The organism is Salipiger sp. PrR007, assembly GCF_010499845.1.
GTDB classification, from domain to species: Bacteria; Pseudomonadota; Alphaproteobacteria; order Rhodobacterales; family Rhodobacteraceae; genus Salipiger; species Salipiger pacificus_A.
This window is the reverse complement of sequence record NZ_JAAGOZ010000056.1, coordinates 1-9,177: the sequence shown is the minus strand read 5'-3', so window position 1 is coordinate 9,177 and position 9,177 is coordinate 1. Positions and strand designations below refer to the sequence as shown.

The 9,177-nt window shown below is 64.8% G+C and carries 8 protein-coding genes; 2 read left to right on the top strand and 6 right to left on the bottom strand.

Features of this window, described 5'->3' with window-relative positions; all coding sequences use genetic code 11:
* Positions 1-480 precede the first annotated feature (480 nt).
* The 3 genes from msrQ to G0Q01_RS20665 all read right to left on the bottom strand — a co-directional run bounded on the left by msrQ (position 481) and on the right by G0Q01_RS20665 (position 3,583).
* Entirely contained in the window at positions 481-1,101 is a 621-nt protein-coding gene (gene msrQ / locus G0Q01_RS20675) for a protein-methionine-sulfoxide reductase heme-binding subunit MsrQ (protein ID WP_203595109.1), read from the bottom strand.
* A gap of 3 nt (positions 1,102-1,104) precedes the next feature.
* The gene (gene msrP / locus G0Q01_RS20670; protein WP_164197770.1) at positions 1,105-2,007 is read right to left on the bottom strand and encodes a protein-methionine-sulfoxide reductase catalytic subunit MsrP; all 903 of its coding nucleotides are present in this window, start codon (positions 2,005-2,007) and stop codon (positions 1,105-1,107) included.
* A gap of 82 nt (positions 2,008-2,089) precedes the next feature.
* On the bottom strand, positions 2,090-3,583 hold the full coding sequence (locus G0Q01_RS20665; protein ID WP_164197769.1) for an FMN-binding glutamate synthase family protein: 1,494 nt from the start codon (positions 3,581-3,583) through the stop codon (positions 2,090-2,092).
* Between the two features lie 330 nt (positions 3,584-3,913).
* On the opposite strand from G0Q01_RS20665, the gene G0Q01_RS20660 reads away from it, so the two are divergent.
* The gene (locus tag G0Q01_RS20660) at positions 3,914-4,396 is read left to right on the top strand and encodes a fasciclin domain-containing protein (protein ID WP_203595108.1); all 483 of its coding nucleotides are present in this window, start codon (positions 3,914-3,916) and stop codon (positions 4,394-4,396) included.
* Positions 4,397-4,565: 169 nt separating this feature from the next.
* On the opposite strand, the gene clpB is transcribed toward G0Q01_RS20660, so the two are convergent.
* The gene (clpB, locus tag G0Q01_RS20655) at positions 4,566-7,181 is read right to left on the bottom strand and encodes an ATP-dependent chaperone ClpB (RefSeq protein WP_164197768.1); all 2,616 of its coding nucleotides are present in this window, start codon (positions 7,179-7,181) and stop codon (positions 4,566-4,568) included.
* An 82-nt stretch (positions 7,182-7,263) separates the two neighbouring features.
* Here clpB and G0Q01_RS20650 point away from each other — a divergent pair, with 82 nt between their 5' ends.
* The gene (locus G0Q01_RS20650) at positions 7,264-7,539 is read left to right on the top strand and encodes a hypothetical protein (protein ID WP_164213816.1); all 276 of its coding nucleotides are present in this window, start codon (positions 7,264-7,266) and stop codon (positions 7,537-7,539) included.
* 15 nt (positions 7,540-7,554) lie between these two features.
* On the opposite strand, the gene G0Q01_RS20645 is transcribed toward G0Q01_RS20650, so the two are convergent.
* Both G0Q01_RS20645 and G0Q01_RS20640 read right to left on the bottom strand, forming a co-directional pair.
* Positions 7,555-8,154: a phospholipid-binding protein MlaC gene (locus G0Q01_RS20645; protein WP_164197766.1), complete on the bottom strand. Its 600-nt coding sequence runs from the start codon at positions 8,152-8,154 to the stop codon at positions 7,555-7,557.
* A complete protein-coding gene (locus tag G0Q01_RS20640; protein ID WP_164197765.1) occupies positions 8,154-8,933 on the bottom strand; it encodes a VacJ family lipoprotein in 780 nt (259 codons plus the stop codon). Before G0Q01_RS20640 ends, G0Q01_RS20645 begins: the two co-directional genes overlap by 1 nt.
* Positions 8,934-9,177: the final 244 nt, after the last annotated feature.

Sequence of the window (9,177 nt, the reverse complement as noted above, 5' to 3'; positions counted from 1 at the left end):
GCATATCTCTTCAGATATCTGCGATGTCAAAGAGCGTGAGAGACAAAACCAGACCAGTGCGCCCTAACTTTCGGCGCACCCGCCTGCCCGTCTCTCGAATTTCCTGTCCGCCTCGTCTGCGCCGGCCCCGCGTTTCCGCGCGCCGCCGCCCCGTCTGGCGTCCCGCCGTGCGCCTCAGCGCCGCCGGTGAGAGGCCTTTTACGGATACCCCCCGGGGCCTGCAAGCGGATTTTTCCGAAGAGGCGCAAGTTTTTGCGAGATTCCTGAATAACTGCGCAATAACAACAAGATACGTTTCGATTTTTCTTCTTGGGCCCACCCAGATGCCGCGCTTCCCTTAGGTCCACCCGAGGCCGGAAACTCTCACCTGGGTCCAGATGTTGCGCGGCCCACAGGGTTACCCACATGCCTGTGCAAAAACCGCTGCGAGTCGCGTCCGAGGAGAGGCATGAAGATGCGCGCCCCACGCACAGGGCCGCCCTACCCTCTCGCCCCTCCGACCGTGCCGAGTCGGCCGAAGCTCCGTTTCTTCAGCCGCAGCGCCAGAAGCAGCACCGTCGCGCCGAGATAGAGGAGCGGCTCGATCTGGAATCCCTTGGCCAGCAACACGAAGTGCAGGGACCCAAGCAGGAGCGCCGGGTAGGTCAGCCAGTGGAGCTTGCGCCAGCGCTTGCCCAGGCGCCGGACCGAGAGATTGTTCGAGGTCAGCGCCAGCGGGATCATCAGGACAAAGGCCAGCATCCCGATGGTGATATAGGGGCGCTTGACGATGTCGGCCCAGATCTGCGCCGGGATCTGAACGTCGAGCACCAGCCAGACCAGAAGATGCAGGGTGATATAGAAGAAGGCGACCAGCCCCAGCGCCCGGCGGAAGCGCAGCAGGTTCAGACCGGCGTAGCGGCGCAGGGGGGTGATCGCCAAGACCAGCAGAAGGATCTGCAGCCCGAGCTCGCCCAGCTTGTGCTCGAGCGCGCGGATCGGCTCGACCCCCAGCCTTCCGGTGAAGCCGAGGTAGAGGAACCAGGCCACCGGCAGCGGTGCGATCATGTAGAGGAGCCAGGGCGGCAGGCGCCGACTTACGCTGTTGATCCAAATCACCATGGCTCAGAAACTCTTTGAGAGGTCCATGCCGTCATAAAGGGCAGCGACCTCCTGCTCGTAGCCGTTGAACATGAGCGTCGGCTTGCGCTTGGCAAAGAAGCCGCCACCGATCGGGCGCTCGGTGGCCTGCGACCAGCGCGGATGGTCAACTTGCGGGTTCACATTGGAATAGAAACCGTATTCGCGCGGGTTCGACTTGTTCCACGAGGTCGGCGGTTCCTTATCGGTCAGCGTGACTCTGACGATCGACTTGATCGACTTGAAGCCATATTTCCACGGCACCACCAGCCGCAGCGGCGCGCCGTTCTGGTTGGGGATGTCCTTGCCGTAGATGCCAGTGGCCAGCAAGGTCAGCGGATTCACCGCCTCGTCGAGCCGCAGACCCTCGACATAGGGCCAGTCGAGCACGGGGTAGGCAGTGCCGCGCATTTCCTCGGGACGGTAGAGGGTTTCAAAGGCGACATACTTCGCCCCTGACTGCACGCCCGCAAGCTCCAGCAGATCGGCAAGCTCGAAACCGTTCCACGGCACGACCATCGACCAGGCTTCGACGCAGCGGAAGCGATAGATGCGCTCCTCGACAGTCATCTTCGACAGGATGTCCTCGAGCGCGTAGTCACCGGGACGGTCAACCAAGCCGTCGATGGTCACCGTCCAGGGCTTGGTGGTGAGGGCACCGGCATAGGCCTTGGGGTCTTCCTTGCCGGTGCCGAACTCGTAGTAGTTGTTGTAGCTGGTGATCTCTTCCCAACTGTTGGGCTCAAGCGTCTCCGCCGCCTGGCTGCGCCCGGCGAGACCGGCGAGCGCGATCCCGGCCGCGCCGCCGATGATCTGCCGGCGGTTCAGCCAATGCGCCTCGTCGGTGACGTGATGATCCTTGAGATCGCCTTTCCAGCGGAACGCCATCGGATGTCCTCCTGCACATCTGCCCCGTAACGGGTTTCGAGCAAGCTAGCGGAGAACCGCCGATCCGCCAAACAAAGCGATCTCACGTTGCGGTGTCCCCTCTGTAACTTGGGCGCAGCTTGGAGAAGGGGATCGAGCTGCCGTCGGCCTGCACGATGCGCACGTGGCGGCGGCGCATCTGGCGTGGCTCGGAGACGCCGACGGAATGCGCGATGGTCTCGACCTCCTTGATCACCGCCTTGGCGTAATTGGCGACCTTCTTGTACTTGTCCTCGACCACGAGCCCCTTCTGCAGGCGCGGGTCGTGGGTGGTGATGCCCGTGGGGCAGGTGTTGCGGTTGCACTTCAGCGCCTGAATGCAGCCCATCGAGAACATGAACCCGCGCGCCGAGGTGACGAAGTCGGCACCGAGGCAGATCGCCCAAGCGACGTCGGCGGGGTTCACCAGCTTGCCGGCGGCGACGATGCGGATGCGTTCCTTCAGCCCGTAGCGGTCGCGCAGGTCGACGATGCGCGGCAGCGCCTCGCGGATCGGCATGCCGACGAGGTCGATCAGCGGCATGGGCGCGGCACCGGTGCCGCCCTCGCCGCCGTCGATGGTGATGAAGTCGGGGGCGCTTTCAGGGCCGCGCTCGACGATCAGCTGGAACATTCGCTCCCATTCGTCTGACGAGCCGATCACCGTCTTGAAGCCCACCGGCCGGCCCGAGACCTCGCGAATGTGCACGATCATGTCGAGCAGATCCTCGAAGGTGTCGATCTCGCGATGGCGGTTCGGAGAGATGCCGGGCTGACCGACCTTGAGCCCGCGGATCGCCGCGATCTCGGCGTTGACCTTCTCGCCGGGCAGGATGCCGCCCTTGCCGGGCTTGGCCCCCTGCGCCAGTTTCAGCTCGAACATCTTCACCTGCGGGCGGGCGCCCACCGCCGCCAGCTTGGCATCGTCGATATTGCCGTGTTCGTCGCGAATGCCGAACTTTGCGGTGCCGATCTGGTAGACCAGATCGCAGGCACCAAGCTCGTGGAAAGGCGCGAGCCCGCCCTCGCCCGTGTTCAGCCAGATCCCCGCCTCGGCAGCCCCGCGGCTCAGTGCCTCGACCGCCGGGCGCGAAATGGCGCCGTAGCTCATGCCGGAGATGTTGAAGATCGAGCGCGCCACGTAGGGAAGCTTGGCGGTCGGCCCGATCACCATGGGTTCCGTCACCGAGAACTGGTCGTCGAGCGGCGGGAAGACCGCATTCACGAAGATCGGCGTGCCGGGGATGTTGAGGTTGCGGGTCGAGCCGAAGGCGACGGTGTTATCCTTGCCCTTGGTGGCGTGGTAGACCCAGTCGCGCTGCGCGCGGTTGAAGGGCATTTCCTCGCGGTCCATGGCGAAGAAATACTGGCGGAAGAACTCGCCGAGCTTGGTGAACCAGCCGCGGAAGCGGCCGATGACGGGGTAGTTGCGGCGGATCGCGTCGCCGGTCTGGGTGGTGTCGATCAGGTACAGGAGTACCACTGCCAGCACTGCAAAGCCGATGGCCACTGTGAAGACCAGTGCCAGGATTTGCAGGAAGTACATTGCCGCGCCCATTATTCCCTCGGATGTCTGTAGAACGTGTCGGTTGTCGAAGCGGGTTCGGCGGCATCGTTACAACGCCCGGCAGAGGGGGCAAAGCGAGAAGGGCGCCGCGGGACGCCTGCGCGGCATGTTAGCGACGAAGCTGCGCCGCCCCGGTGCCGTCCAAGCGCGGCCGGGCCGCGCCTGGCGCCCTCTGGCATGCCCTTCACGCCGGGCTGACGCCACCTCACAAGCGCGAGACAACCACGCTCCACGCCCTGATCTCGGCAAAAGGGGGTGATCCGCCCCGACCTTCGCCGCGTAACCTTGGGTACATTCAATGCCGAACAGGAGGAGATCATAATGATCCGCATGACATCCGTTGCCCTCACCGCAGCCATGCTGACCGCCGCGCCCGCGCTGGCGGATTCGCACATGGGCAAGACCATCGTCGAGACCGCGCAGGACGCCGGGAGCTTCTCCACCTTGCTCGCCGCCGCCGAAGCCGCCGGGCTGGTCGGGACTCTGAGCGGCGACGGGCCGTTCACCGTCTTCGCCCCCACCGACGAGGCCTTCGCCGCCCTGCCCGAGGGCACGGTCGACACGTTGCTGATGCCAGAGAACAAGGACAAGCTGACCGCGATCCTCACCTACCACGTGGTGCCGGGCAAGGTGATGTCCTCCGACCTGACCAACGGCATGATGGCCGAGACGGTACAGGGCGAAAGTCTCGAGATCATGACCGAAGGCGGTGTCACCGTCGGCGGAGTCAACGTGACCCAGCCGGACATCGAAGCTTCGAACGGAGTTATCCACGTGATCGACGGAGTGCTGATGCCGCAGTGATCCCCCCACGCGGTGCCGGCACCTCTTCAACCCCGGTCGGCGCCCACGGCGTCAGCGAGGGGGCGCGGCAGCCAGCGCCGCGCCCCCTCTCATTTAGGGGCGCATCCCGCCCGCCAATGCGAAAGGCCCGCCGAAACGGCGGGCCTTTACTACGTGCGAGGCATGTCGCTCAGTGCACCACGGCGTCGTCCGGGCGGGGCCGGTTGCTGGCGCCGATGCGATCGCCGATGATCAGCCCGTCAGCCCCGGCACTCACCGGCACCGTGTCGCCGTCGTGGATGTCGCCGCCGAGGATCATCTCGGCCAGCGGATCCTGCAGCGCGCGCTGGATCACCCGCTTGAGCGGACGCGCGCCGAAGACCGGATCGTAGCCTTCCTCGGCCAGCCACTTCTTGGCCCCCTCGTCGAGCGTGAGGGTGACCTTGCGGTTCGCCAGACGCTTGAGCAGGCGCGCAAGCTGGATCTCGACGATGCCATCCATGTCCTCGCGCTTGAGCCGATCGAAGATGATCGTCTCGTCGAGCCGGTTGAGGAACTCGGGGCGGAAGTGCGCCCGCACCGCATCCATCACGTCGCGCTTGGCAGCGGCGCTGTCCGCCCCATCGGGCAACTGGCTGAGCGCCTGCGAGCCGAGGTTCGAGGTCAGCACGATCAGCGTCTGCTTGAAGTCCACGGTCCGGCCCTGGCCATCGGTCAACACGCCGTCGTCGAGCACCTGCAAAAGCACGTTGAACACGTCCGGGTGCGCCTTCTCGACCTCGTCGAACAGCACCACCTGATAGGGGCGCCGCCGCACGGCCTCGGTCAGCACGCCGCCCTCGTCATAGCCGACATACCCCGGAGGCGCGCCGATCAGACGGGCAACCGCGTGTTTCTCCATGAACTCCGACATGTCGATGCGCACCATCGCGCTGTCGTCGTCGAAGAGGAACTCGGCCACGGCCTTGGTCAGCTCGGTCTTGCCCACACCGGTCGGCCCGAGGAAGAGGAACGAGCCCAAAGGTCGGTTCTCGTCGTTCAGCCCGGCCCGCGCCCGGCGCACCGCGTTGGCGACGGCGCGCACCGCCTGGTTCTGGCCGATGACCCGCTTGTGCAGCCCGTCTTCCATGCGCAGCAGTTTCTCGCGCTCGCCCTCGAGCATCTTGCTGGTCGGGATACCCGTCCAGCGCTCGACGACCTCGGCGATCTGCTCGGGACGCACGGCCTCTTCGACCATGACGTCGCTCTCGGCGTTCTCGGCCTGCTCCAGCTGCTGCTCGAGCTCGGGGATCTTCCCGTATTGCAGCTCACCGGCCTTGGCGAAGTTGCCTTCGCGCTTGGCGATCTCGAGATCGGCGCGCAGCCGGTCGAGCTGTTCCTTGATGTCCCGCGCCGAAGCCAGCTTGTCACGCTCGGCCTGCCACTTTGCGGTCATCTCGGCAGAACGCTCTTCCTGCTCGGCCAGTTCGCGCTCGAGCTTTTCGAGGCGGTCCTTGGACGCCTGGTCATCCTCGAGCTTCAGCGCCTCGACCTCGATCTGCATCTGCAGGATGTTGCGGTCGATCTGGTCCAGTTCCTCGGGCTTGCTGTCCACTTCCATGCGCAGGCGGGAGGCGGCCTCGTCCATGAGGTCGATCGCCTTGTCCGGCAGGAAGCGGTCGGTGATGTAGCGGTGCGAGAGCGTCGCCGCGGCCACGAGGGCCGAGTCCGAGATCCGCACGCCGTGGTGCAGCTCGTACTTCTCCTTGATGCCGCGCAGGATCGAGATCGTGTCCTCGACCGTCGGCTCCTGCACCATCACCGGCTGGAAGCGCCGCGCGAGCGCCGGGTCCTTCTCGACGTGCTTGCGGTACTCGTCGAGCGTGGTGGCGCCGACGCAGTGCAGTTCGCCGCGGGCCAGCGCCGGCTTCAGCAGGTTCGAGGCGTCCATCGCCCCGTCCGCCTTGCCCGCGCCCACAAGCGTGTGCATCTCGTCGATGAAGAGGATGATCTCGCCGGCAGCGGTCTCGATCTCCTTCAGAATGGCCTTCAGCCGCTCCTCGAACTCGCCGCGGTACTTGGCCCCGGCGATGAGCGCGCCCATGTCGAGCGCCATCAGCCGCTTGTTGCGCAGGCTTTCGGGCACGTCGCCATTGACGATGCGCAGCGCGAGGCCCTCGGCGATCGCGGTTTTACCCACGCCGGGCTCACCGATCAGAACAGGGTTGTTCTTGGTACGGCGCGAGAGCACCTGCATCGAGCGGCGGATCTCGTCGTCGCGGCCAATGATCGGATCGATCTTGCCCTGCTCCGCGGCTTCGGTCAGATCGCGCGCGTACTTCTTGAGGGCATCGTACCCCTCTTCAGCATTGGCGCTGTCGGCCGTGCGGCCCTTGCGAATGTCGTTGATAGCCTCGTTCAGCTTCTGAGGCGTCACCGCACCGGCCTCCAGCGCCTCCTTGGCGCCGCTGCGCTCGATGGCGAGGGCCATGAGGACGCGCTCGACGGGAACGAAACTGTCGCCCGCCTTTTTCGCGATCTTCTCGGCCTCGTCGAGCACGCGCCCGGTCGCCGAGTCGAGATACACCTGACCGGCGTCGCCCGAGACCTTCGGCTGTTTCGCGAGTTTCTGATCGAGGGTTTCCACCACCCGCTGCGGCGCGCCGCCGGCACGGGTGATCAGGTTGCTGGCCAGCCCCTGGTCATCGTCCATCAGGGCTTTCAGCAGGTGTTCGGGAACCAGCCTCTGGTGGCCTTCCCGCATTGCGATGGTCTGCGCGGCCTGAATGAACCCGCGCGCACGTTCAGTGAACTTCTCCAAGTTCATGCTGTCTCTCCTTCACAAGCGCCCGTCTGGATTTGCCCCGCCTGACAAGCAGCACGGGAAGGTCACGGGCCTCGGGGTAAAGATGGGCGCAGACCCTGAACGGTTCAAGAACATCGCGGGTGAAAAAATGCCGCATCAGGGGGTTGGGCGCGAGCTTGATGCCGCGGTGCACATCGCTGCCGATCTCTTTGCCACATCCTCCCCCAAGACCTGTCTGCCCCAGTTGGCGCCGCCCAGCAAAGGGATGCAAGCCGCGGCCGGCGAGCGCGCACAATTCGACGATTTCCAGCCGATCGGCGCTGCGGGTGCCCGACCGGTACAGGCGGCGCCCCGCAAAGCGCGCGCTCCCCGATCCTGACCGCTAGAGACGCGGTCAGCCCGCCTGCCGGAGGTCGTCGATCATCGCGTCGATATCGCCGCGGCGCCTGTCGAGCATGGCGCCGATCTCGGTCCGCTCGGTGAGCAGCATGTTCACGCCCTCGACATACATGTTGTAAAAGCGTCCCGATTTCTCACCGACGAAGAAGCTCACCTCGAAGGGCGATTGCCCGCGCAGCTTGGCAACGGTGGCGACCTGGTAGGCGTTCTTCACTTTCTGCGTGCCGGAGACGGTGATCGCGCTGCCGATGAACTTGCGGAACTGCTTGCCGTACTTGCGCGCGGCGTACCCCTGGAAGGCGGCGGTGAAGGCCTTCTTCTGTGCCGGCGTGGCGCGGCGGCCATCGGCGCCCATGACGTAGGCAGCGATATAGGGCATGTCGCCGTAGCGCACGAAGATGCGCTCGAACTCGGCGATCATCGCGGCTTCGGACGCGCCCGAGGCAATCACCGCGTTGACGTCCCCGACCAGCCCCTGCACCAGCTTTTCCGCCTGCGCCGCGCTGGCCGCGAGCGCCACGCCCGGTAACGCCACAAACGCGGAGGCGCTCAGCGCCCCGGCAAGAAAGCCCCGCCTGCTCGTGAAATGCCCCATTAGAAACCCTCCGTGTCCATGGCCTCGGGATCGATGAACCCCGATCCCTCGATACTGTCATCGCCAAGCTCGTGCCGCCGCTTCTCGAGCCAGATCACCCGCGCCTGCGCGTAGCTGTCGGCGCTGCCCTCCATCACCGCATCGATCGCGTCGCCGTAGTCGCTGCGCTTGATCATCAGCTCGCCGAGCCGCGCGCCGTAGCGGACATAGCGCTGCGGCGAGGGGAGCGCATAGGCGAAGGGATCGGTGAAGAAATCGACGAAGAGACCCACCGTCTCGCGCTCGGTCGAGGGGCCGAGAACCGGCAGCTCCATATAGCCGCCCTCGGGGAAGCCCCAGACATAGAGCGTCTCCCCGAAGTTGCTGCGATCCTCAAGCAGACCCATAGGGCTGGCCACGTCCATCAGCCCGGCGATCCCCAGCGTCGCGTTGACCGAAAACCGCAGCGTGTTGCGCGAGGCGCGCAGCAGCCGCCCCTGCAGCAACTGATTCACCACGGTCTGCGGCAAGGCGACCGTATCGGAGAAATTCACCACCCCATTTTTGACAGGATCTGGCAGGGATTCGATGAATCCGGGCTCTCCGTCACCCGATAGGCGGGAATAAACCCTCTTGTTAAAAGCATGTACGCGGCGATTGGCGGGTTCTTGCGGATCAAAGACACCGTCGCGTGTTTCGCCGGGTCCGGGAGTCGCGCATGCGGCGAGCCCCGTGATAAGTACCAAGCCCGCAAAAGCCCGAAAACCAGGAGCACGGCCGGTCAGCCCGGGAATTCTCATTAGGAAAAATCCGATCTTGATGTACAAGATCTTCCTACTTGCTATCGCGACGGACCCCAAGGGGCCTCGTATTTCCTGCTGGCCTCGTGTCGTGAGAGTAACATGAAAATTCTTCAAGTCTGCACCGCAGACGGGATATTCACAATTGGAGAGCGAAATAGCGCTCATGAAAAATAGAGTGAAAGACGCAGGGGCAGACGAGCTCGCATCTGTCCGCAAGCAAAGCCGACCCTACTATTGGTTC